This window comes from Bacillus pumilus (genome assembly GCF_003431975.1).
GTDB lineage: Bacteria > Bacillota > Bacilli > Bacillales > Bacillaceae > Bacillus > Bacillus pumilus_N.
This window is the reverse complement of record NZ_CP027116.1, coordinates 1061759-1084297: the sequence shown is the minus strand read 5'-3', so window position 1 is coordinate 1084297 and position 22539 is coordinate 1061759. Positions and strand designations below refer to the sequence as shown.

General features: G+C 39.6%; 21 protein-coding genes and 1 pseudogene. 4 read left to right on the top strand and 18 right to left on the bottom strand.

Going from position 1 to position 22539, the window contains the following annotated elements:
• Nucleotides 1-31 precede the first annotated feature (31 nt).
• The gene (gene lepB, locus C5695_RS05435; protein ID WP_117729858.1) at nucleotides 32-544 is read right to left on the bottom strand and encodes a signal peptidase I; all 513 of its coding nucleotides are present in this window, start codon (nucleotides 542-544) and stop codon (nucleotides 32-34) included.
• A complete protein-coding gene (locus C5695_RS05430) occupies nucleotides 544-1161 on the bottom strand; it encodes a TVP38/TMEM64 family protein (protein ID WP_117729857.1) in 618 nt (205 codons plus the stop codon). The genes lepB and C5695_RS05430 overlap by 1 nt, the downstream gene beginning before the upstream one ends.
• 156 nt (nucleotides 1162-1317) lie before the next feature.
• Between C5695_RS05430 and C5695_RS05425 the strand changes: the two genes are divergently transcribed.
• Complete coding sequence (locus tag C5695_RS05425; RefSeq protein WP_117729856.1) at nucleotides 1318-1680, top strand: YhjD family protein; 363 nt, start codon at nucleotides 1318-1320, stop codon at nucleotides 1678-1680.
• A 61-nt stretch (nucleotides 1681-1741) separates the two neighbouring features.
• On the opposite strand, the gene C5695_RS05420 is transcribed toward C5695_RS05425, so the two are convergent.
• The 3 genes from C5695_RS05420 to C5695_RS05410 form a co-directional block, all read right to left on the bottom strand.
• Nucleotides 1742-2698, bottom strand: a complete 957-nt coding sequence (locus C5695_RS05420; protein ID WP_117729855.1) for an LCP family protein — start codon at nucleotides 2696-2698, stop codon at nucleotides 1742-1744.
• Nucleotides 2699-2885: 187 nt separating this feature from the next.
• Complete coding sequence (locus C5695_RS05415; protein ID WP_117729854.1) at nucleotides 2886-3164, bottom strand: barstar family protein; 279 nt, start codon at nucleotides 3162-3164, stop codon at nucleotides 2886-2888.
• Nucleotides 3165-3228: 64 nt separating this feature from the next.
• Nucleotides 3229-4398, bottom strand: coding sequence for an MFS transporter (locus tag C5695_RS05410; protein ID WP_117729853.1), 1170 nt, complete (start codon nucleotides 4396-4398; stop codon nucleotides 3229-3231).
• A 144-nt stretch (nucleotides 4399-4542) separates the two neighbouring features.
• On the opposite strand from C5695_RS05410, the gene C5695_RS05405 reads away from it, so the two are divergent.
• The gene (locus C5695_RS05405; RefSeq protein ID WP_117729852.1) at nucleotides 4543-5982 is read left to right on the top strand and encodes a MocR-like pyridoxine biosynthesis transcription factor PdxR; all 1440 of its coding nucleotides are present in this window, start codon (nucleotides 4543-4545) and stop codon (nucleotides 5980-5982) included.
• Between the two features lie 31 nt (nucleotides 5983-6013).
• Here the strand turns inward: C5695_RS05405 and C5695_RS05400 are convergent, their stop codons facing one another.
• The 3 genes and pseudogenes from C5695_RS05400 to C5695_RS05390 all read right to left on the bottom strand — a co-directional run.
• The gene (locus tag C5695_RS05400) at nucleotides 6014-6496 is read right to left on the bottom strand and encodes a hypothetical protein (protein ID WP_117729851.1); all 483 of its coding nucleotides are present in this window, start codon (nucleotides 6494-6496) and stop codon (nucleotides 6014-6016) included.
• Nucleotides 6497-6814: 318 nt separating this feature from the next.
• Complete coding sequence (locus C5695_RS05395) at nucleotides 6815-7921, bottom strand: D-TA family PLP-dependent enzyme (protein ID WP_117729850.1); 1107 nt, start codon at nucleotides 7919-7921, stop codon at nucleotides 6815-6817.
• Nucleotides 7922-8078: 157 nt separating this feature from the next.
• Nucleotides 8079-8435, bottom strand: a pseudogene (locus C5695_RS05390) (competence protein ComK); the annotation flags it as partial.
• A gap of 302 nt (nucleotides 8436-8737) precedes the next feature.
• Here C5695_RS05390 and C5695_RS05385 point away from each other — a divergent pair.
• Nucleotides 8738-8932 carry a hypothetical protein gene (locus tag C5695_RS05385; RefSeq protein ID WP_117729849.1) on the top strand — a complete coding sequence of 65 codons (195 nt, stop codon included), beginning with the start codon at nucleotides 8738-8740 and terminating at the stop codon, nucleotides 8930-8932.
• 142 nt (nucleotides 8933-9074) lie between these two features.
• Nucleotides 9075-9929 (top strand): Abi family protein, encoded by an 855-nt coding sequence (locus C5695_RS05380; RefSeq protein ID WP_117729848.1) that lies wholly within the window; start codon nucleotides 9075-9077, stop codon nucleotides 9927-9929.
• Between the two features lie 145 nt (nucleotides 9930-10074).
• On the opposite strand, the gene C5695_RS05370 is transcribed toward C5695_RS05380, so the two are convergent.
• From C5695_RS05370 to C5695_RS05325, 10 genes are all read right to left on the bottom strand, one after another.
• The gene (locus C5695_RS05370; RefSeq protein WP_039963458.1) at nucleotides 10075-10317 is read right to left on the bottom strand and encodes a helix-turn-helix domain-containing protein; all 243 of its coding nucleotides are present in this window, start codon (nucleotides 10315-10317) and stop codon (nucleotides 10075-10077) included.
• 656 nt (nucleotides 10318-10973) lie between these two features.
• Nucleotides 10974-11438 (bottom strand): hypothetical protein, encoded by a 465-nt coding sequence (locus tag C5695_RS05365; protein ID WP_117729847.1) that lies wholly within the window; start codon nucleotides 11436-11438, stop codon nucleotides 10974-10976.
• A 186-nt stretch (nucleotides 11439-11624) separates the two neighbouring features.
• A complete protein-coding gene (locus tag C5695_RS20775) occupies nucleotides 11625-12434 on the bottom strand; it encodes a peptidoglycan recognition protein family protein (protein ID WP_187441786.1) in 810 nt (269 codons plus the stop codon).
• A 56-nt stretch (nucleotides 12435-12490) separates the two neighbouring features.
• Entirely contained in the window at nucleotides 12491-12754 is a 264-nt protein-coding gene (locus C5695_RS05355) for a phage holin (RefSeq protein ID WP_117729845.1), read from the bottom strand.
• Nucleotides 12755-12770: 16 nt separating this feature from the next.
• The gene (locus C5695_RS05350) at nucleotides 12771-12983 is read right to left on the bottom strand and encodes a BhlA/UviB family holin-like peptide (protein ID WP_056704963.1); all 213 of its coding nucleotides are present in this window, start codon (nucleotides 12981-12983) and stop codon (nucleotides 12771-12773) included.
• Nucleotides 12984-13041: 58 nt separating this feature from the next.
• The gene (locus tag C5695_RS05345) at nucleotides 13042-13251 is read right to left on the bottom strand and encodes a hypothetical protein (protein WP_117729844.1); all 210 of its coding nucleotides are present in this window, start codon (nucleotides 13249-13251) and stop codon (nucleotides 13042-13044) included.
• A 99-nt stretch (nucleotides 13252-13350) separates the two neighbouring features.
• On the bottom strand, nucleotides 13351-13764 hold the full coding sequence (locus tag C5695_RS05340; RefSeq protein ID WP_117729843.1) for a hypothetical protein: 414 nt from the start codon (nucleotides 13762-13764) through the stop codon (nucleotides 13351-13353).
• 17 nt (nucleotides 13765-13781) lie between these two features.
• Nucleotides 13782-17108, bottom strand: coding sequence for a phage tail protein (locus C5695_RS05335; protein WP_117729842.1), 3327 nt, complete (start codon nucleotides 17106-17108; stop codon nucleotides 13782-13784).
• Nucleotides 17109-17124: 16 nt separating this feature from the next.
• Nucleotides 17125-17892 carry a distal tail protein Dit gene (locus C5695_RS05330; RefSeq protein ID WP_117729841.1) on the bottom strand — a complete coding sequence of 256 codons (768 nt, stop codon included), beginning with the start codon at nucleotides 17890-17892 and terminating at the stop codon, nucleotides 17125-17127.
• On the bottom strand, nucleotides 17889-22538 hold the full coding sequence (locus tag C5695_RS05325) for a hypothetical protein (protein ID WP_117729840.1): 4650 nt from the start codon (nucleotides 22536-22538) through the stop codon (nucleotides 17889-17891). Before C5695_RS05325 ends, C5695_RS05330 begins: the two co-directional genes overlap by 4 nt.
• Nucleotide 22539: the final 1 nt, after the last annotated feature.

The following is a 22539-nucleotide window of genomic DNA, read 5'->3' as shown; positions in this document are numbered from 1 at the left end:
GAGACGCTTTGCATGTGCAGAGCGCCTTTTTTTATTCGCTTGTATTCCTTTTGACACCGACAACTTGATCCTTTGAAATGGTACCAAAATGCCGGCTGTCGAAGCTATGTATTCGGTTATCTCCGACCACAAAGTAATGATTGTTTTTGATTTTATCGTCTCCTGTGATGGCCTTTAGCTGAAAATCCCCTGTTAGAACGTTCCCCATTTTATGTTGTTTCTGCTCTTTTAAATAAGGTTCCTTCTTTTTTTCACCATCAACAAACAGCTGATCATCTTCATACTTGATCGTTTCTCCTGGGAGTCCAATGACTCGCTTGATCAAGATTTGATTTTTAGGACCATGAAATAACACATAATCAAACCGGCTAATTTTTGTGAGTTTTGGTGAGAACTTATTGATTAATAATTCTGTTCCGTTTGTAAATGTTGGGTCCATACTAACCCCTTCTACTTTGTACGTGACAAACATGAAATTCTTTACTTGGAACAATAAGACGATGCCTGTAATAATCATCAACCATAGCAATGGCTTCTTTTTCATTAAGAGCCTCCTTTGTCCTCACGCTTACTCATTCGAATGTTCAACCTATTTTCTACTCTCTTTCCAACATACCATAATAACGCAATAACTAGAACCGCAAAAACACTTCTTAACGGATTCTTAACTAAAGCAGAAAGATCGTAGCCAATAAAACTAATGATAAAGAGCATGACACACTTCCCAGATACAGTAGCTAATGAAAATTGCCAAAAGCTAATTCTTGATAAACCCGCTACAACATTGACGGCAGCTGAGGGCGTGAAAGGAAAGCAGAGTAAAATAAATAATGGACCAAATCCCCGCTTTTCCACCCAAAGCATTAATTTCTTAATAGAGGGATGCCTGCTGATAAAATTGAGCATTCTCATCTGTCCAAATTTTCTGATCAGCAAAAAGATAAGAATAGACCCTGCACTTGCGCCAATCCAGGTCAATAAAAAGCCTTCCCAAAGGCCAAATGCATTTGCATTTGCTACTGCAAACGCAACGAGCGGTAAAAACGGAAGGAATGCTTCTATTAAAGGGAGCAATATAGCCACAATCGGTCCAAAAGCCTTGTAGCTTTCAAAAAATGATGTGATATTTTCATGAGTAAATAAGGAAAGAAATGATGTCAACTTGTCTGACTCCTTCAAGGTTTGTCTACATTTCATTTTACATGGAAAACATAAAAATATACAAATGAATCCCCCTTGACCTCTTGAGATTGTTTGACTCATTCGATATAATAAATAAGAACAAGTGTTCTATAAAGAAAGAAAGTAGGCTTGGACATGACGAGACTATCAAGAATACAGCTGCAGATGATGGAACAGGCCATCTTTCTTCCAATGGTCATTTCCATCCTCAATCGTGATTTGACTCACTTAAAACAACATCAAACATTTAAACTAAATGAACCATACATTCAGCTTGTAACCTCTGCCTTAAAGGAAGCACAGAAAGCACTTTATGAACTGAAACAGCATTTACGTAAAGAAAAAATGAAGGTACAGCAAATTGAACACGATGAAGGATTTACAACATATCTATTTATCATGAATGGCTATGAAGAAAAGCATAAATACTTTAATCCACGTATACGTCACAGGGTTGAGGAACTACTTACTCGGTATTTTCTCCATCAAGCCAACTAAATGTGTGATACATACCCATTCAAAACAAAAAGCCTGCCACAGGCGGCAGGCTCCTTCTTGTTTATGATAATTCAAGCTGTTCTCTCAGCTCTATTCTCACTTCGTCTAATCCAGCTCCATCTAACTCAAAGTAATACACATTCCCAGGCTGATAATCATGGCCCTTCAGCTGAATGGTATCCACTGATTTCAATGAGCTTAATAACGGGAAAAGACCGATCAACTGCTTCATGGACAAATTGGTTGAAACATTATCACCAAGTGTATCAATCATGTTGTCATATGACGGAATCGAAGAAATGGATTTAGATTTTTCAAAGATGGCTTGGAGTGCTTCCATTTGGCGCTTTCCACGCATGAGGTCACTATCTGCCTTTCTCGTTCTCACAAAAGCTAATGCTTCTTCACCATTTAACGTATATGTTCCTGTTTGCACATGAACTTTTCCTTTTGAATCCTTTTCCATTTGCTTTGCGATACCTTCATCTTTAATCGTTACGTCAATTCCATTTAACTCATCCACAATGTCTTGGAACGCCTTAAAGTTCCCTGAAATCACATAATCTACAGGAATATTCAACAAGTTTTCAACCGTTTTGACTGACAAATCTGCACTCCCAAACGCATGGGCGTGGGCAATTTTATCATATCCTCTTCCCGGTATATCAACATATGCATCACGAGGAATACTAAGGAGCTTAATGGTTTTCTCTGTTCGATTCACTGCCGCCAGTAAGACTGCATCACTTCTTGCTTCGTCTACCGTTTCACCTGGACGGCTGTCAATTCCAAGCAAGAGCACCGAGAAGCTGTCCTTTCCTGGATCAAAAGCTTTTACACGCTTTTGCGAGGTGTCTCCTCTTTCTAATGATACTTGCGCCTTATCCGACGCTTTTGAAATCTTATAGTAGGCATATCCTGTCACAGATAATGCCATCACCATGACAAATGCCATGATAAACAGTACGGCTTTCACCCAAGGTCTTAACCTTCTTTTTGATTTTGTTTTTTCCTTCATCCTTTCCGAACCCTCACTCTATCTTAGTCTATCAATGTAGGTTCCACTATAACATATTTCAATGAAAGTTTCCTTCACGCAACATATTTTTATGAATACACAATAAAATAGCTCTTACAACTTAGATAGCTCCAGTTTTTGATCTGCCAAAGATGAAAAAGCAGCCTGTGAGGTGGCTGCTTTTTCACTATGATTGAATACTTACTTGAAATTGCCCCTTCAATTCCTCTTCTGCTTCTTGAAATAACTGCCGCAAGCTTTCTGCATACTCACCAAGAGCGTCTTTACTCGTTTCAAAATTGACCCATGTCAGTTCTACTGGAAGAGTCACTTCTCCTGTCAAACAGTCCCAAAGGGCATCAAGATTTTTCCCGTAATAGTCAGGAAGGTGTAAAACTGCTTGCAGTTGATCATGAAGCTCTTCTTGCGACTTACACGACGCGCCGTCCAGCTGCACTTTTTTCATCTCATCTTCCCCTCTCTTCCCTTTATTTTAAACGACTGGAAGGAAAAAGAAAAAGCCGGACTTCTCACTTTTGTTTCTGTTTGATACTCGAGATCAAAAGAATGAGACAAGCAGCCAAAACGATCAAGAAGAAAACGGTTAACACCATTTGGGTCCCGTACATATCAGCGAAAAGACCGACAAAAACACTTGGAATCCCCAGCCCTAAATAAGCAAACAAGTAAAACCCAGCAACAGCTCTAGCTGCCTCCTTCTTCCCTCGCTCGACAATAAGCTGAAGACCACCTAAATAAGTAAATCCATAGCAGGCCGTACCCGCAAGCATCGTTCCGGCAAGTACAAGAGCGATGGACCCGCTACTTGCTCCAAATAGCAAGAGACCATATCCACATGGAAGACAGATAAATCCCGTAAGAAGGGCGGCTGTACTATTCATCTTGCGAACAAAGGGCTGCATCAGGACACCTGCCATATTAATCAAAAAGAGTGCCGGCCCTACCCATAATTCATATCCACTCATTTTAAGCTGTGCTGGCAAAACCGAAATGACGAGACCACATACGGACCACGCGATGGCAATTGCTGCATTCGCCGGCATTGTTCCTTTTGGAAATCTCGGCATGTTCATCATCGGTTTATCTGAATCTCCTTGTATAGGCGGAACGAAAAAGAAGACACCCAAGATGGTTAGGATTAAAAGGCCTAGCACAATCCAATAGCTAAGTGGCGCAAGCGACACACGTTGAAAAGAAAGAATGGCCGTAAAAAGAGCACCGCCCCCAAAGCCGACCGAACTGCATAACGCAATAAAAGTTGGGATCAAGCTTGATTTCTCTGGATATAAAGCAATCAAATAAGCTGTGCATGTGCCAACACTCAGACCGAGACCCACCCCTTGCAGCAGCCGGGCCGCAAAGAGCATTTGTATGGAAGGATGCATGATCATCAATAGAGTAGCACATAACGAAAAGCTAAGCGCGACCAATAAAACCGGTTTGCGCCCAGCCCGGTCAGATATGCCGCCAAGAAAAAGCAATACTGGAATCAGTCCGAAGACATAGGCAGCAAATACAAGTGCTGTAGCCGCCTTTCCGTAGCCTGCTTGTTCGGCATACAACGTATAAAGAGGAACTTGCAGATTCACTGCGGTCGTAATCATAAAAAGACCAAATAAAACGAATATAAACGGGATGATGGATAGGTGTGCTGTTTCTGCTTTAGTTGCAGGGATCATTTGACTCTCTCCTCTAGTCATAAGCATATGAGAACAGTGTACACACCTTTTGGCTTACTTCCTACATCCAAAAATGGCGCTATTGACCACTCCATAATTCCGTGTCATCATCATATTAGACGTCATCATGAAAGAAGGTGTCCGATGTATATTCATTTAGACCGCTCAAGTACTACCCCGCTCTGGCAGCAAATCGTGACTGGGATCATTCAAAAAATTCATTCACAAAAGCTGAATCCTGATGATCAGCTAACCCCGACGCGTGTATTAGCACAGGAGCTTAATGTATCAAGATCAACTGTACAGCTTGCCTATGATGAACTACTGGCAAGAGGATATGTCAGCACATCTAGACGAGGCGGTACAAAAGTCATTTCAAGTGACCAATATACTGCCTCCACTCCTCATCAAAGTGAGCCTCCGTTCCCCCTCCCGATCAGACCGCATTTTCAGGAGGCTGAGAAACAAATGGACGACTGGCTGTCGGCCAATCAATTTCACGAGAAGCTGGATATTGATTTTCGTCATCAGGAGCCAGCCATCGATGAACATTTTCAAAACATATGGAAACGGTCACTTATGAAAGCATTACAGCGATTAGATTTGAAAGACTGGGGCTACTCCTCTCCAAACGGATTATGGGAAGTACGTTCAGAAATACGTCAATACTTATCTGTAGAAAGAGGAATTGATGTAGAAGAAGATCAAATCGTGTTAACCGGAGGCACGCAGCAAGCCATTGATTTGATTTCACAAGTATTGCTTAAAAAAGGCGATACAGTAGCTGTTGAAGATCCAGGCTTTCCTGGGGCAAGGCTCTCGTTTATTCATCGTGAAATGGACATTTACCCTGCGCCCGTTGACGAAGATGGAATGATGGTGAATACATTGCCACGGAGAACCAAGCTGATTGCAGTGACGCCCTCTCACCAGCGTCCAACCGGAGTATGTATGAGTGTCAACAGAAGACAGCAGCTGCTAAAATTTGCTGTCAGCCATCAGTCTTATATACTAGAGGATGATTTTGATGGAGATTATCGTTATCATGGCGGACCGCTTCCTTCCTTATTTTCAGAAGCACCCGACCATGTGATTTATATCTTAAGTTTCTCCAAAGTGCTGGCACCCGGCATCCGCCTTGCTGCCATTATCGGCTCCAAAGCCGTCATAAAAGAAATCGCTTCCTTGCAATCACTCATTCAAAGACAGCTGCCCATTATGGAACAGATCACACTCGCTTCATTTTTCAGAGAAGGAGAATTTACACGTTATGTCAGGCGAATGAGACAGCTGTATAAAAAAAGACAGGCTGCCATGATGGATGCCCTTTTGACACATCACTTTGACAGACACTTTCATATCTACGGGACCGATACGGGTCTTCATGTCTTTTTAGAAGGAGCGCCAGACTTTGACGAAAAAGGCAGTATTGAGGCAGCCAAAGCAGCGGGCGTAGGCATTTATCCATTAAGTCCATATTGTGTTGAAAGCAATCGAAAAGGATTACTGCTAGGCTTCGCCTGTACGGACGAACTCATGATTCAGGAAGGTGTTCGCCGCTTAAAGCAAATACTTAATATCTAAAAAAGCCTGGAAGTATGTCTTCCAAGCTTTTTTACGTTGATTGCTGAATGCGGCCTACTTCTTCGATAAATGCAGCTGTCTCCTTCAATCCATCTTGCAGATGATGAGTAGCGGAAATAAACAGCTTTTCTTGATCTGGGCGCTTTAATAGCTGCTCCACCTGACCCATTCCTTTTTCAAATGAATGAAGACCTGTCTTTAATTGTTTATCCGCCTTTTGATAAGCGGCTGGAACTTCTTGATGAGTAAGCCCCTTTTGAATCACACGATCAAAGGCTTTCGTCGCCTTTTTCAATTTTTTATTTACTTGGATCTTTCCCTGTCCATCTGAAATAAATTGGTCGGTCATGTTTTCATATGCTTCATTTAACTCATCCATATAGCGCTGAACCCATTGTTCATACGCTGCTTCTTTCTTGTCTTCTTTTGAAGGCGATTGACCTGCTTGCTGACAAGCTGCTAGTAATGTCACTGTCAAGGTGAATAGCAGGATCAAATGCGATTGTTTTTTCATACAGAGCCTCCATTTCTTATTCCCATTCGTTCATATCGGTCAAATAGAAGCATCCTTTACCACATACGAACACTTTGCAAGAAATGATTTCTTTTATTGTAACAGAACGGCTCGTGTCACTTCTGTGATTTATGAGGAATTGCTTGAAAATACGTCTAAGGATCCACATTTCCCTGTCATTTGGTTGACATGGACAGTCGACAGATACACTCTATAGACGACTGGATATATGGATTTGGTTTCAACAAATTCATGTTCATGGTGGATGTTTTCGTGTCATCATGATGATACCAAACGAAGTCGCCTTGTCCTGTTGATTTATTGAAGTTTACCTTTACAAGCAATTTCAAGCTCTTCAACTACATCACCATCTTGAATGAGGTATGCTTTTTCATGGAGATTGACCGCCGGACAAATATGATTTGGAATGATTTGCACCTTCTCACCGATCTGGACGGTTTGACGGAAGCCTTCGTGATAGATGATAGCATGCTCATCAAATACACTTGAAACAAACACATCATCATAGTCTTTTACTTTGCCTAATCCCTTTGTTTTTGTGAGCCCTTTTGTACGGGTTTGAGCTGTCAAACCTTTGGCTCCAACATCTGTAATGACACGGGTCTTTGTTGGCTTACTGATCACTGTTGTCAGCACGGCTGCCGCACAATGTGAAAAAGTGCCGATCACATTGGACTGAGAGGCATCCATGAAAATGTATGTGCCTGGTCTGATTTCGGTGACTCCCTTTGGAATATCAAATTGAAATAAGAAGGGCGGTGTCGACCCTATGCTCACAACCTCTAGCGGAATACCTGCTTCTTCCGCAATCTGTGCAAACTGAAGCGTTCGATTCACAGCGTCTTCATATAATGCTCGGCAATGTGCTTTACTTTCCGCCTTGTAAGTATGTCCATCATGAGAAAAAATTCCCTTTAAATGAACGAATTCACATGTTTGAATCGCCTGTAAGATTTGACGGAAATCACTCTCTTCAATGACACCAGATCTTTCTTCTCCAACCTCTATCTCAATTAAAACCTCTGCTTTTTTCTCTGCTCCGTGAAAAACCTGTTCAATTTGATGCACATGCTCGGCACAATCTATTCCAAATGAAATTTGTATCGACTCTGCCAGTTTTCGAATTCGCTTAAGCTTTGTCTCACCTACAATTTGATTGGCGATAAAGATATCTGTCAGACCGTGCGCTGCCATCACTTCCGCTTCTCCTACTTTCGCTACAGTTAAGCCAGATGCCCCGATCTCTTCCTGCAACTTGGCAAGACTAGGTGTTTTATGTGTTTTCGTATGCGGACGCAGTTTGACCTGCTGACGATCCGCATATTGCTGCATAGCAGTGAGATTCTCCATCATCACCCGTTTATCAATTAATAGCGCCGGTGTATCCAGTTGCTCATAAGTCATCATCCTATCCCCTTTCAACGTCGCTTACCATATAAAATTTTATATGTTATATTTAAATTATATAATTTTTTATATAATTATCAATGTTTTTTTCTATGAGAAATAAAAAAACTTCTTGTCATAAGGAGTCCAGCGGCATTACTGCCGCTGGTTTTGGTTAATATCTGTTCCGAAGCTCCCTTAATATAAAATCGTATACAAGGTTGAGCTGCTGTTCCTTTGGATACAGCATAAACTCTTGTTTCTTAGGAACACCTCCATCAAGACGATCTTGAAATTTCGTTCGGAGATACGCTGTCCTGTGCACCTGACTCTCAAATGATTTATATGAGACATCGAGTTTGACGGTTTGCTCATTTGTAAAGGTGACCATCGTGTCTCCGAGGGATGATTCCTGGAAGGTATGAATATATTTGTGGGAGATCCAGCCGCACTGAGGACGGTTGGATGAATAGGTTGGGAAGAAATACAAATGATTGGATGAGTCAATCACAATTGGAGGCTTGTGGGAAATACCATTGGGATGTTTTTAGGTGTTTTTGATCATTTTTCACCTTTCATCAAATACCCTATCAACACTCAAAAGCGATCGTATGTTCTCGTTCGTTTTTGAGTGTTTTTTAGTTTAGGCATCAAAATGGCATCAAAAAAGCCATCCATGAGGATGGTTGGGTGTGAGTAATATTAAGAAGAAGTTAATCATTGAAATATACGAATTTTTTAAAATCCCGTTTCCGCGGGTAAACCGTATATTCTAATTATACACCACTTTCAGACACCGAACAAACATTCTGATAAAATGTCCTTGGTGATGATATGACTGATCTTGAAAGGAAAATTTATCGAATCATTTATAATATGAGCCGGTTTCGCAAGAACCCAACAATGGATGACCTTAAAAGGAAAACAGGTAAAAATGAGGAAACGATCCGTAAGGCAGTTAAAAACCTTATGTCAAGAAATGAAATAGAATGGGATAAAGAGAAGAAGGAATGGAGGTTCAAAAATTAATCCTCAAAAACTCTAGGCTTTTCTTTTCTTATGTTATTGACACTTATATTAGCATATAATATAATATGTTTAACAGAACTCACACGCCTCTTAACAATGCGGACCACGGTGAGTCTTTTTTTTATCCAAAGGATGGTATATTATGGAAATTTCAACTTCCTCAAAAACATTTAAAACTCATTCAGAGCAATTAGAAATATTGAAAGAACGTGGTTTAATTATTGAAGATGAGCAAAAAGCACTAAAATATCTTAGAACAATTAATTATTATAGGTTAACTGGATATATGCTACAGCTTAAACATAATGACAGATTTATTAATAATTCAACCTTTGAACAAGCCATAAAAATTTATGAATTTGATACAGAATTGAGAAGATTATTTTTAGAAGCAACAGAGTACATTGAGATTACACTTCGATCCCAGCTTGCGTACAGCTTCTCTAATCTTTATGGAGGTTTAGGTTATAAAAAGTCGGAAAATTTCCACGATGAATCGATACATACCTCTTTTCTAAAAATTGTTGAGAAAAAAATAAATGATAGCAGAGAAACTTTTGTTAAGCATCACAAAATGAATTATGATACCCAACTTCCACTATGGGTGGCAGTCGAAATATTTTCAATGGACATTTTGTCTAAATTCTATGCCAACATGCATATTAAAGACAAGAAAATTCTTGCTGAATTTTACGGAGTAAACTATTCCTCTCTAACAAATTGGCTTCACAGCATCACAACAGTCAGAAACATAAGTGCTCACTATTCAAGGTTATACAACAGGAAATTCACAGTGAAAGTGAGATTATTTAAGGAAATTTCCTTACCTAATAATAAATTGGTTTCTGTTGTATATATTCTAAAAAGATTGCTTCCTAACGAAGAATGGATGAGATTTTTTAATTCACTTCAAACTTTATTTGAACAATACTCAGATGTCATCCAAATTCATCACTTAGGTTTTATAGATGGATGGGACAAGCACATAAAGTTATAACCCCCCTCTTATTGAAAAGGGGGGTTTTTATTCTCATTTCATTTTCCCATTGCTTGCTCAAGTACCGCTTTTGTCTTCGGTCCATAGATGCCGTCTGCCGTTAGACCATGCATCAAAAGGAAAGAAGAAAGTGGAAATTTTAATTCTAATCATACGGGCGGTATTTCTTCCGCCCTTCTTCTAAATCTTTTTTCAGCTGCTCAATATCTGATTTTAAGAATAAAACAGTTTTACCCACTTTTTTTATAGGGCTTACTCGACCATCAGTATGCAATTTACTCATGCGCTGCTTGTTAACGTTTAATATTTCCTGTGCTTCAGATGAGGTGAGGACCTCATTTTGAATGAAGTCCTCAACCTGCTGCCGGTTCTTCAAATGATATTCCATGTTATCTGCTCCTTACTACATCTTTGATGATTACAAAAAGCGTTGCAAGTATTAGCGCGGCCATGATTACTGTTGTGAAAGTATTTGTCCATATTGAACGTGTTACAATTGAAGCAGCGCTCAAGAGGATCATAAAGAAGATCAATTGTTTTTGGTTCATATTATATGCTAGACTGGTTATAATTATATTGAGAAGCGAGCGATTAACTCGCTTCCCCAGTGTTAGTCCTTCTTATTATCTTTGTTTGCGTCGTGTGATTGTTGGGCAATCCACGCTATAGATGCAACGTAAAAGATGATTTGAAGGACTTTTATCATGTTGTCTAGCATTTCCTCACCTCCTATATTTATTATACTATAACTATAGACTTATGTCTATAATTTAGGTAAAAAAAGACCTCCCTTTTAGAGAGGTTTTTCACTTTTATTTCAACATTTTTTTGTTTTCAGTCCATAAATGCCGTTGTTCCCTTTGTAAGTGGCATGAAGAAAGGCCGCTCAAAAGACGGCCAACTCATTTTTATTTGTTAATGTTTTTCTTTAAATCCTCAATTTCACTTTTGATGGATTTATTTTCTTTCTTGAGCTTTGAAACCTCAACGACTGTAAATAACAAAGTTGCAACTATAAGTAAAATCAAAATATACTCAAACATGTTAAATATCCATATAGTAGTCATCAAAGCCAAATGTTGCTGCAATTCCGATAACCGGAACTAGTGCTGCTCTGAAACCCCATCTGTGTTTTTTATAAGTTGATTTCGTTAACTGCTTGCGCTTGTAAAGTTGATTGGCGATATAGCGACCAGCAGCATATCCACTCCCCACAATTGCGGTCATCCCAGTAATTATACCGATCACAACAAGTATAGGATTATGTACTGTGGCTTTATCTTCTTTGTCAAAAAGACTGTCGATTTTAAAGATTTCATTGTCAGTTAGGCCAAGCTCTAACGCACCTTTATATAATTCAGGATCGTTTTTTGTAAATGATTCAGACGGTGTTTTTTGTTCATATTGCGGCTGATTAGCTTTTGCATCTGCAAACTCTCCAAGCGTACAGGAGATACCCAACGCAGCTACAATGGATAATGAAATTCTTGTTATCCATTTTTTATTCAAATCAAACCCTCCCCTTTTTAATCCCATCAAGCATAACTTAAAATATACAGTAATTTCCATAGTTACAAATAACCGAATAGTGAAGGTGGATTAGTAATAAAGTATGTAATTTAAGAGAAATAAAAAAGCCCCCATCCATTAAGGACAGGGGCTAACTTTTTTCTATAGACATATGACTACAGGTTTTCATTTTAATAGCTTTTCGAGAGCTGCTTTTGTCTTTGGACCATAAATGCCATCGGCAGCAAGACCGTGCATGAGTTGGAACCTCTTGACTGCATCCGCTGTTTTTGGTCCATAATAACCATCAATGCCGTTGTTTTTTGCTCCCTTATCAGGATAGAAGAAAAGAGCGGCTAGTGCTTCCTGTACGGCTTTTACGCCTGCCCCTTTCGTTAATGGCTTAGTTACTTTTAAAATGCCTGTTGGCAGGTTGTATATCTTTTTAGATGTTGTTTTAGGCTTAGTTGTGCTTTTTGATGGCGATGATTTTACAGGTTGGGCTTTTGTTGTTTGCTTTACTGTACCAGCTAAAACCGCTTTATAATCAAAGACAGGACACGCTTTCCAAGAATAGCCCGGAAACTCATTGTGCCCTCTTGTTCTTTTGTAATTAGGCATATCTTTCTTCAAGGCCGTTACTAAAGCTCGGAAGTTTGTTTCCTGTGCTGTTGTCGGCTTTTCGCTTCTAAAATCACCCACAAGACAAATGCCGATAGCAAAACTGTTTGAGTTTCCTACATGATAGGATTTGATTCCTAGATCATGATTCCATTCAATCGTACCATCTTTGAGAATTACAAAATGATAAGCTACACCCGGCCAACCATGATTACCTACATGATAGTTTGCAAAAGCTGCACTGTTTCCCGTTTTTGTTAAACTGTGATGTACTGCAATATCGGTCTTTGCATTTACACTGACATTTGAATACCTTCCTTTACTTTTCGTTTTTCCCCGAAGATCAACAAGCTTGCTTATTTTTTTAAAGTTCATTTGCGTTCTCCCCATTCGTTTAATGGAATTAAAAAGAGCCACCACGTGGCAGCTCCTTACTTCGTTAATCCTTTTTGTTTTAGGACTTCTTTCTGCTTCTGTCCTTTAGATGTCACATAGTTGTTTTTAAACCATGTGATGAGCGTCATAATCGTTGTAAATAGTGTCGAGAAAGCAACATATAAAACGTCTGCTAAATTGTTTACAGACTCTTCATCCAATGGTAAAGACGTTTTGCCGAACATCACTAAAAACTGATTTATCAAAGCAATTAAAAGAAGCACCGTGCGGATCACAGTGCCTTTGTCTAAGTTTTTCATATACATTCCTCTTTTCTTATTTTTGGTTTCTTTCGATCCGATCTAACTTTTCAATGACAACATCATATTTTTCACTGAATTTTGCTAAAACGTTGTTCTGTGCGTCTATTTGCTCATTGAGCTTGTTTTCTCTTTCCTTTGTTGTGTTTAATACATAAAACAGCACCCAACAGAAAAGAACCGCAAATGGGCCCTGTGTCATTAAATACTGTGCCAAATCCATTTCCACCATGCTCACCTACTCCCTCACTTTGTCCACCCCCTTAAAGAAGGCAAAATAAAAACGCCTATTCAGCGTTTGCGTTTGTGTCATTCCCTTGTTGATTTAATAAAGCTTCTTTTAGCTTATTATGTTCTTCTGACAACATCGTATATGTGGCCCTCACTTCTGCAAATTTATTGTTTGCTTCATTAAGTAGCTCGCTTAGACTGATCACTTTTAACTGTGTCGCTTTCAGCTCTGTTTGCAGCTGTTCTTTTGTCATTTCATTACTCATGTGTTTTCCTCCTGTACCTTTATTTCTTCTTTGATCTCCTGGAGAGTTTTTTCAGCTTCTTTCAATCTTTCTTCCAGTGATTTTGTAGGAGCGTCACCTCTAATTACGTTGGGTATCAGTTCCTTCATCTTCAATCACCCTTTCTACAAACGCATTTATATATCCCTCTCTTTCACCCTCCACACCTACTCTGATACTTAATAGAGTTAAAACGAGATAGTCGGACCCGGCATAACACGGCATTTGATTAGGTGACATGTAACATTTGTCTAAATGATAAGCGTGATTTTTTTCCTCATCCATCGTTATATAAAGGTCATACAACACTGAATATTTTTTATCTTCATCCGCATCTATCTTGATTAATGCCGCTGGAAGATCACCAGTAACTAATTCCCCTTCATACATGTGATAAATAGTGCATTCACTCAACTCGATTCCCTGCTCAGTTACTTTTGCCTTAAGTGAGCGGAAAAACGGATTGAATCTCTTTTCTTCTCTAATTTCAATCAAAGCGAAGTGTCTCCCTTCTAAATTGCTTCTGTAATCATCATTATGTTTACAGTGTAATTCCGGTTGTTGGCATTAGCTATTCCAGCTGCATTTCTTATATAAATTCGGAATCCAGCAGTTGTTTTATTTTCAAATGCTGCTACGACAGCACTTGAGTTCGATCCTTCCACCTGCAAAAAGACATGAAACATATTCTCAATATTTCGTTCCGACCAAACTGTATAATCATAGCTTCCTGAATTAGTGCCCATCATGATGGAAATACTATCAAAAATAATTTGACAATTTGTTTGTAGTGAACTTCCATATCTTGATAACACAACACCAGCAGCTCTCAGTAGGGTATTTGTTTGATTTCCACTGTACATATCAATAGTGTGAGCTTTCAGATCCCCATATCCATCTCCAGTGTGTAGGAGAAATCCTTTTTTAGCATACGCAGCAAAATAACCATTGGAGACATTAGCATAAAAATTTCCGTCTGTGCTTATCTTATCGAAAAGATATGATCCATTCCCTTTAATATCAAAATTTGCCCCTTGATTATTTAAGAACATTTCTCCAGCAGAAGAGATTATCATACCACTTTCAAATGCTGCAATAATCGCAGTGTCATAATCAAATCCGGGATATTCAGAACCGATAAAAAAAGTATCGATTTCCTTTTTACCATCAAACTTCGCCACTCTGTATCCTGATCCTTTTAACCAATCTGAATAGAGATAAGACCTATAAGTGAACCCATTTGTCACTGTGTTTCCAGATCCACCTTCTAGTTTTATAAAACCCCTATCAATAGTTGTTCCTCCAACTAATACCTGACCGTCAAGACGATTGTAAGATTGTTGAAAAACTCCATCTTTTATTGTTAATACGTTTGTGCTTCCATCAAAATATTCTTGATATATCTCATTAGCAGTTATATAAGATTTATAATTTGAATTTTGAGAAATTGGTTCAATTCTAGCCCCTTTTATAAGTGAGCCTTCAATCGTGATACCTTTAATCGTGCCAGCTGTGATTTTATCAGCAGAAAGATTGGCTATTTTGGCATTTGTAATGGCACCATCTGTTATATGAGCAGTATCAATAATCGCTGTGCCTAGATGTGCTTTCTGAATTGCGGCGTTTTGAATGGCTGCCGTTCCAATCGCAGCATCATTTACATGAAGTGCTGTCACAGATTTTTCTGTGAGCATTACATCGTAAGGACTGGCAGACCATTCTTTTGTAGATTCACCCATTCGTAATTGACATTTTCTAACGACAAATGAGCCTTCATCTGTAGCGTTCTCTGTATAAGCGCCGAATAGCAAATAATAGTTACTTGCAGTATCGCCAGTGTAAGTAAAAGTACAGTTTAATCGTACAAACTCATCTGATGGCAAGCTAGAAATATCGCCAAAAGTAGTCTCAACGGTTTGTCTCTTAAGATTGCTGGGTGTAACGTAATAACGGAAATTTAAGTAATTGAAATTCTTCAAATTGCCTCGTTTAACTTCTATTGAAAAAGTATAAGTTTCTCCATTGACAAGTTTTAACGATTTACGTGGAGATGTTGAAATTCCAAAAAGTATATTATCTGTGAGTTTTTTTGTAACAGTAACTTCATTGTAATCCAGTTCATTTACAGTTAATTCAGCAGAATTAAGCCCAGCTAGATCACTAGACCTTGATAATGAACCCGGTAAGATGTTCGAGTTTGAAATATCTGTATACAGTTTGTCTGCTGTCACTGATAGAGCTGCCAGTTTATCTGCTGTGACAGCACCGAACATAATGTCATTATTAAGAACTCTTACCGTCTTGGCCTCATATTCACTCGACCAATCGCTGGCCGTTCCGTGCGTGTTGATTGTTCTAAAACGGTAATACCATACTTGATCAACATCCACACCGTCTTGGTGGTGCCAGCCTCCTGTTTTCCCGCGGAAAATAAGTTGTGCGGCTGTTGGCGTAAATCCTTTATTTTGCGATGCATACACTTCATATGCTGCAATGTATGAACTAGGGTTGTAATCCCAAGTAAGAGATACCGTTTTGAACAAACCTTCTGCTTTGATATTTGATGGACGGGGTGGCTTTGTATTCGGAAAACTGCCATCCGTCACGTTGCCCGCTTCCGGTTTTCTTTCCCAGGTACCACGATTACTATCAATTATCTTTTGCAACTGCTTTACTCGGTCATCACCCTGTAAGACTGACAAGAACTGTCCTATCTCAACGACACACGTATTTTCAGGATCGGTGATGTCGTATTCCATCGTTATAATTCGCTGTGAAGTTTCGATCGGTATTGCGAAGAAGCGATCAATAGCAATGGTTGTATCTCCAAGATCGACATGCTCGTGCTCATACCCCTCAACACCTTCAAGCAGCTTCACTGATAGCTCATAATTGACCTCTGTTTTTGATGCCACAGTGAGTAAATGATTGTAAGTTGCTTTCAACAATTCTTTGGGATCTTCAATATCTTCATCGCTGAAAATATCTTCTCTATGAATTAATTCCCCATTTTTCAAGCGGCCGTATTTTTGTAATAGAGCAGGATCCCCTACCCACTCTTGCCCCTTTGGTTTGTCTACTGGATCACCATTTGATTTTTTCCACTCAACATCTGCGAAGTCGATGAAACGAGAATAACCACCTGTCTCCTCTCCGTCTTCATCAGTTGTTTGTAATGAAGCACCATAACCATACAAAGCTGTTTTAGGATAGCTGATCACGGTACGTCTGATACTTTCAGTGTCCTTATCAATTTCAAAACGCTTGCCGCTGTCTTTTCCTCTGCGCGACAAGACCTTGATTGTGCGTTTGGTGATGGTATTCCCGTCAAACTCCACAACGTCTCTGAATTCGCCGCCCCATTTGTTCAAGACATCGCTTAAACATTCAAGAGCAGTCATTTTATAGAATGATGTCGAGTTTAGTCCTAGCTCGGCGGTCACTTCTGCGGTCCATCTGGTTCTTTCAAACACTTGATCAAGAACCTCTTGAGCGGTCCTGTCTTTCGGCCTTCGCTCTTTTATGATTGTTTCCGCTAGTTCCATCATTGCTGCTTCGCAAGTAACAAGCGTATTAATCTCAACACCATCATCCGTATCATCAAGCTCTTTTATGACAAATGCCCGTAATTCTCCGTCCTTATCTCGAAACACGACTTGATTCTCTTCAAACAAATAACGCGCATCAGGATGGGAAGCATCCGCAATAAAAGAAAAAGAAGAACCCAAGTTGAGTTCTTCTTTATATTTTGCATCCCAAAAATTACATGAGTCCTGTCCGTCACTGGACAGAACAGCCAAAAGTTCATCTTCTGGCGATAAAATGAATATCTCAGCCATATGACGGACCCCCTTTCTATAGATAGGCTTCTTTAAATTTGATACTGCTATTGTGACTGAATTTTAGTTTGACGGGTTTTTGAGCAGGAAAACTAAAGAATTCAGATTGAATTTGCAGGCCGTTCATGATCGCTTTCCCATTGTTCAGTACCTTCCGTTTAGCGATGTCGATTATGAGTGTGTCTCCTTCAATAAAGTTGTGTACAACCTTTATGACTTTGTTGACACTCTCATCTGAATGTAAAAGAGCCACTTCATATGAGGTGGCTGCTGCTGTAAAAATACATTCAATTTGCGGTTCGATAGCCGCTAGACTAGGGTTTGTGAATGTTTGAACTCCTTTCCCTAATTCATACGCTGCCGCAGTTCCATATTTCTTAGGATCAGAACAAAGAAAAGTTAGTGTGGCATGCTGTAAGCCTCCTTTTGTTTCGCCTTCTGTCAAACTCTCAAATATGGCGTTATATGTCCTGTCTGGTTCATCGAAGAAAACAAGCGGCTTTTCTTCATCTGTGTGAAGAATATAGTTCAATTCCTCTTGTTTTTTCTTCAATTCTTTTTCAGTGGAAAAGGCAAATAGCACTTCTAGGGTAATAACTCTTACAGGTAATCTAGTGCCACGAAGAAAACCGCCTGCGCGGTTCCCTATCGTGTCAATTTTCACTTCTCGACCAACAACACCCCTGCCGCTTGGTGTCTCTTTAAGGTAGAAATATTGTGATATGTCGATACCGTTAAAAGTGATCTTCCATTCGTTGGGGACAAGTTTTTGATAATTAATCATGTGATCCTCGTCCTCCTTGCGTTCGCTCTCTTCTGCTCGTTTTCAACTGGCTTTGCAACACCTTGACCAACCTTTTTGCTGTCCATTTCAATAACAATCACTTGTTCAGGAAGTTCAATATTTTGAAGCTCTGCGCTTAACTCATGTTTAACCGCTCCTATTTTACTGTTTGTAATAGAAGCATCGTAAGCGATATTTAAATCTTCTTGTTTGATGTACATTGCATCTGTTACGGCATTCATTGCTTTACTCACAGTACCCACGCCCTGCTGAATCCCCACAGCAATACCAGCTGGCACCATGACACCCACTTGATCACGCATTAAACGTGAAGGCGAATGAATTTTCAGCTTCTTCTTGATCGTTTTTTCGATTGTAGATGCGATGCTATTGGCTTCCTTCGCAAGCTCGCCTTTCATGTTTTTCATTCCTGAAATAATGCCGGCCATCGTGTTAGATCCAATCGCTTGCCCGCTCTTTTTAAGCGATCCCAGCTGCTTAACATTTACAGTCAATTGGGAAATTTTATTCATGTAATCAACTTTCAATTTGTTCAATTCCGTATTTGCTGCAATTCTCAATTCTGCGATTTTCTTAGTTGTTTCGTTTTTAAGTCCGGCAAGTTCTTTTGTCGCTTGTTCGCTTGCCATGCTGTGTTTTTGTTTCCATAGTGAGATATATTTATCTAGCTCTGGAGCAGACATAGAAGCAATAGCTTTTATTTGATCAGCTGACCCCACGCCCATTTGTCTTAATTCATCAACGAATTCTTTTGGTGCGCTGCCTGTTAGTTTCGATAGATCAGATTGGAAACTTTTCATTCTATCAATTTGCGTTTGCAGGTTATTTAACAGCTTGGATCCACTGACTTTTTCTGTAGTCACACTATCAAATAATCCCATAGCGTTGTAAATGGAATCAGTACGATCTTTAAGAGCGTTCTTATACTCTTCATTGACCTTCTTGATGTTATCGGTCAATTTGTCATTAATGCTCTTAAACTTGGACAAATAGCTGTTGTTGGCGGATAGAAGACCTTTATTCAGCTTATCGGCTGCTTTTCTCTCATCATCTTTTTTCTTCTGCGCCGCTTTTTGAAGCTTGCTTCTAGTTGCATAAATTTCTTTTTGTACCTTATTACGCTGAGCAGCAGTCAGTTTTTCTTTCTTTTTGATCTTTTCAAGCTGCTTCATGTATGTCTGACCGCTTATCTTCTTGATGTCATATTTCACTTCTGCATTAGCGATCTTTTGAGAGACTTTCTTTTGATACGCCAGCTGCGCTTTTGCCTTTTTGCGCTGTGCCTCAAGAGCCTTTTTCTTTTGCTGTGATTGCGATTTCTTCTGCGCATTGTATATTTCACGCTGGATCTTCGCATTTTGTGTAGATGTTAGCTTGTTTTGCTTCTTGATAGCATTCAATTGTTTGATGAAGGTTTTAGAACTGATTTTCCCTGTATCAAACTTAGTTTCTACAGCTCTGATCTTATTATCAATGCCTGTTTTTCTTCTCGCATTTGCTTTACGTGCCGCAGTAGCTTGTTTTTTCTTCAATGCCGCCGCTTGCTTTTGAGCTTTCTTCGTTTCAGCTTGCGAAGCTCTCTGCGCTGCTTGTGTTGTCTTTTTTGCAGAAGAAACAACTGTATTTGTTGATCTATCAAGACCTACAGCCATACCAGCACCCAAGTTATATCCGACCTCATCACGCATCCAACGTGATGGAGAATGAATGTTAAATAGTTTGGTAAAGGTATTTTTAACGTTACCTACAATATCAGATGCTTTTTTGTATAGATCCCCAGCAACGCCACCTATACCCCTTATCAAACCTCGAATAATGTCTGTTCCTATTTTGAATAAGTCAATTCCTTTAAAGAAAGCCATGACCTTATCCCAAATACTCTTGATCTTGCTTTTGACATCATTCATTTTGTTACTGACAGAGTTTTTTATATCGTTGAATTTGCCGGATACAGCCTTCCAAATACCGCCGACAACGTTCCCGACTGTCGTTTTGATCTTATTCCACACATTTCCGATAAACGTCTTTACTGTGTTGAAAACAGTCGTTGTCGTACTCTTGATTTTGTTCCAGTTGTTCACAAAGAAGTTTTTAATTCCGCCTAAAACAGTCGAGAATAATGATTTAATCCCATTCCAGACTTTAGATGCAGTATTCTTCAAACCATTCCAAACAGCTGTGACAACCTTTTTGATTGTGTTCCAAACTGTTGTAAAAATGGTTTTATAGATTTTAAATACTGTCGTAAAGTACGTTTTAATACCGTTCCATATGGTTGTGGCCGCCTTCTTGATTCCATTCCAGACACCAGTTATAAAGCCTTTGATTCCACCCCAAACACTAGAAGCAACTTTTTTGATACCGCTCCATAAGACTTTTAGAAAAGTCATAATTCCATTCCATGCATTTTGAGTAAAACTAGTGATTTTGTTCCATAAGTCTATGAAGAATTTAGAAATAGGCTCCCAGTATTTAATGACAAGAAATACAGCTGTTCCAATTGCCGCAATTGCTAACAATATAGGATTTGCCATAAATATCTTTGAAACAACCCCGAAAACTGTTCCGATCAATTTAATAGCTGATCCTACTTTTGTTGCTATAGCTACTATGTCTTGCCACTTCAAAAACAGTGTAGAGAAAGAAACGATCATCGGTGTCAAAGCTCTTACTACACCAATAGTTGAAAGCAATCCAGCGATCAATTGGCCGATAATCGGATTTGCTTCCATTGCAGAATTTGAAAACTTCAAAAAGCTGTTTACATTTTCTAAGATCGTTTTTCCGAGTGGAGCCATTCCAATAAGTAGATTTATTATTGTCCGAGAAATTTGACCAAGTGTGCTCCACACTGTCGGACCTGTTTTTTCAATGTATGCGATGAAGTTTTTAAACCCTTCTGTATGTTGAACGGTACCAGCCCATTCTCTGAATCTAGCTGTCATATCAACTAAAGATGTAAGCATATCTGCTGACATTGGACCAAACGCAGCAAATAAACGGCGCAATGCTCCTGAAAAGTTTGTGATAACTTTTAAGATTTTCGGGCCGTTTTCACGGGTGTAAGCAATGAAATCTTGGAATCGTTGTGATGAGCTTAAACCTGCCGCCCATTTAGCCCAAGAAGCAGTTGCTTTTTCCATGCTTGCGGCCATGTCATTACCTAGAGGACCAAAAGCCACAATAAGATTCATGACTGTTCTCAAGACGTTACCTGCGATATTTCCAAAGGTCACAAAAGCTTTTCCTGCATTGTTGTTCATCCATTTAATAAAATTCTGTAGATCAGGAGCTTTAAAAGCGTTATCCATGTTCTTTGATAATGTAACCGCTCCGTTTGCAACGTTAACAAACATAGGTCTAAGACTATTCAGAACCGTTTTAAACGTTGTGAGCGAGTTGGTGAATGATTTAAGGATAGGCTTCTGCGTTATGCTTGCGATCTCTTGCCAGTTATCTTTGAAATCTTCTAAAGTAGCAAGGGCTTTCTTCTCTTCTTTTCCAAGCGACTGTTGCAACACGTTTATCTGTTCCATGATTTTAGCCCGCTCTTTTGCATTAGTTGCATCATCTAGCTTGGCTTGTAGCTTGTCTAAATCTTGGCCCGTTTTAATCACATTCCCAATGGATGTAACAGCTAAAGCACCAAATGCCACGGCACCTGTTCCAGCAGTAGAAAAGGCACTAACAAGCCCCATTAATCCACCTGTAGCAGATCCGATCATTGGCCCAAGTGAACCAAGCACACCAACAGCACCAGCTAAAGCAGGAGCGATGGCAGGTAATAACGCTAACAATCCACCACGTATAGCATTCCCAAATACCGTTGAAATTGAATTTGTGATTTTTGCTAACCGGTTCATGGCATTTTCAAAGTTGTCAAGCCTGCCCTCAATCTTCACCCAAATTTCTCTCGGTATTGTCGCTAAAGCTGCTCTTGCAACAGCTACTGACCTTATCAATGCTGCTGCACTTCCGTTTATTACTGTTTTGACTCTATTCGGTATACTTGCTAATGCTGTAAGCCCTGTGGCAACTCCCAAAAGAAGTGGCCCCTCATTTGCTGATAGCACTGTTGTTACTCTAGAAGTAATCGAAGCAAGAGCGGTTCGAGCAACGGCAACCGTTGAAACAAGCGGGCTGGCATTACCTGCAATGATTGACGTTACCCTTTGAGAAATAGTAGATAATGCCGTTCGAGCTACGATAACAGCACGTCCTAAAGGAGTAGGATTTCCGGCAATGACGGTCGTCACTCGTTGAGCGATTGACCTTAGCCCTGCTTTAGCACGAGCTATTGAACTGGTTAACGGATTGTTATCACCCGTAAAATAAGTACTGATCCGTTGAGGAATCTCACGCAATTTTTGACGGGCAATACGAACCGCCCTTGTTAAAGGATCTGCATCTGCGTCTAGGTCAACTCGGTTGCGTTCATGACGGCGTAAGAAACTGTCCATTTGCTGTTCAGCCTCACGAACACGCCTTTGGAAATCAGCGATTTCAGCATCTACTTCGACAGTGTGATGATCACGCATGCGACGCATCATATCGTTTACTTTGTCCATTTGCTTTTTGAACTTACGTGTTTGCGCCTCGACAACCGCCGTTAATTTTTCGATCAAA

Coding starts and splice junctions, on each gene's coding strand:
- lepB (WP_117729858.1), bottom strand. CDS start 544: ATGAAAAAGAAGCCATTGCTATGGTTGATGATTATTACAGGCATCGTC.
- C5695_RS05425 (WP_117729856.1), top strand. CDS start 1,318: ATGACGAGACTATCAAGAATACAGCTGCAGATGATGGAACAGGCCATC.
- C5695_RS05420 (WP_117729855.1), bottom strand. CDS start 2,698: ATGAAGGAAAAAACAAAATCAAAAAGAAGGTTAAGACCTTGGGTGAAA.
- C5695_RS05415 (WP_117729854.1), bottom strand. CDS start 3,164: ATGAAAAAAGTGCAGCTGGACGGCGCGTCGTGTAAGTCGCAAGAAGAG.
- C5695_RS05410 (WP_117729853.1), bottom strand. CDS start 4,398: ATGATCCCTGCAACTAAAGCAGAAACAGCACACCTATCCATCATCCCG.
- C5695_RS05405 (WP_117729852.1), top strand. CDS start 4,543: ATGTATATTCATTTAGACCGCTCAAGTACTACCCCGCTCTGGCAGCAA.
- C5695_RS05400 (WP_117729851.1), bottom strand. CDS start 6,496: ATGAAAAAACAATCGCATTTGATCCTGCTATTCACCTTGACAGTGACA.
- C5695_RS05395 (WP_117729850.1), bottom strand. CDS start 7,921: ATGACTTATGAGCAACTGGATACACCGGCGCTATTAATTGATAAACGG.
- C5695_RS05385 (WP_117729849.1), top strand. CDS start 8,738: ATGACTGATCTTGAAAGGAAAATTTATCGAATCATTTATAATATGAGC.
- C5695_RS05380 (WP_117729848.1), top strand. CDS start 9,075: ATGGAAATTTCAACTTCCTCAAAAACATTTAAAACTCATTCAGAGCAA.
- C5695_RS05370 (WP_039963458.1), bottom strand. CDS start 10,317: ATGGAATATCATTTGAAGAACCGGCAGCAGGTTGAGGACTTCATTCAA.
- C5695_RS20775 (WP_187441786.1), bottom strand. CDS start 12,434: ATGAACTTTAAAAAAATAAGCAAGCTTGTTGATCTTCGGGGAAAAACG.
- C5695_RS05355 (WP_117729845.1), bottom strand. CDS start 12,754: ATGAAAAACTTAGACAAAGGCACTGTGATCCGCACGGTGCTTCTTTTA.
- C5695_RS05345 (WP_117729844.1), bottom strand. CDS start 13,251: ATGAGTAATGAAATGACAAAAGAACAGCTGCAAACAGAGCTGAAAGCG.
- C5695_RS05335 (WP_117729842.1), bottom strand. CDS start 17,108: ATGGCTGAGATATTCATTTTATCGCCAGAAGATGAACTTTTGGCTGTT.
- C5695_RS05330 (WP_117729841.1), bottom strand. CDS start 17,892: ATGATTAATTATCAAAAACTTGTCCCCAACGAATGGAAGATCACTTTT.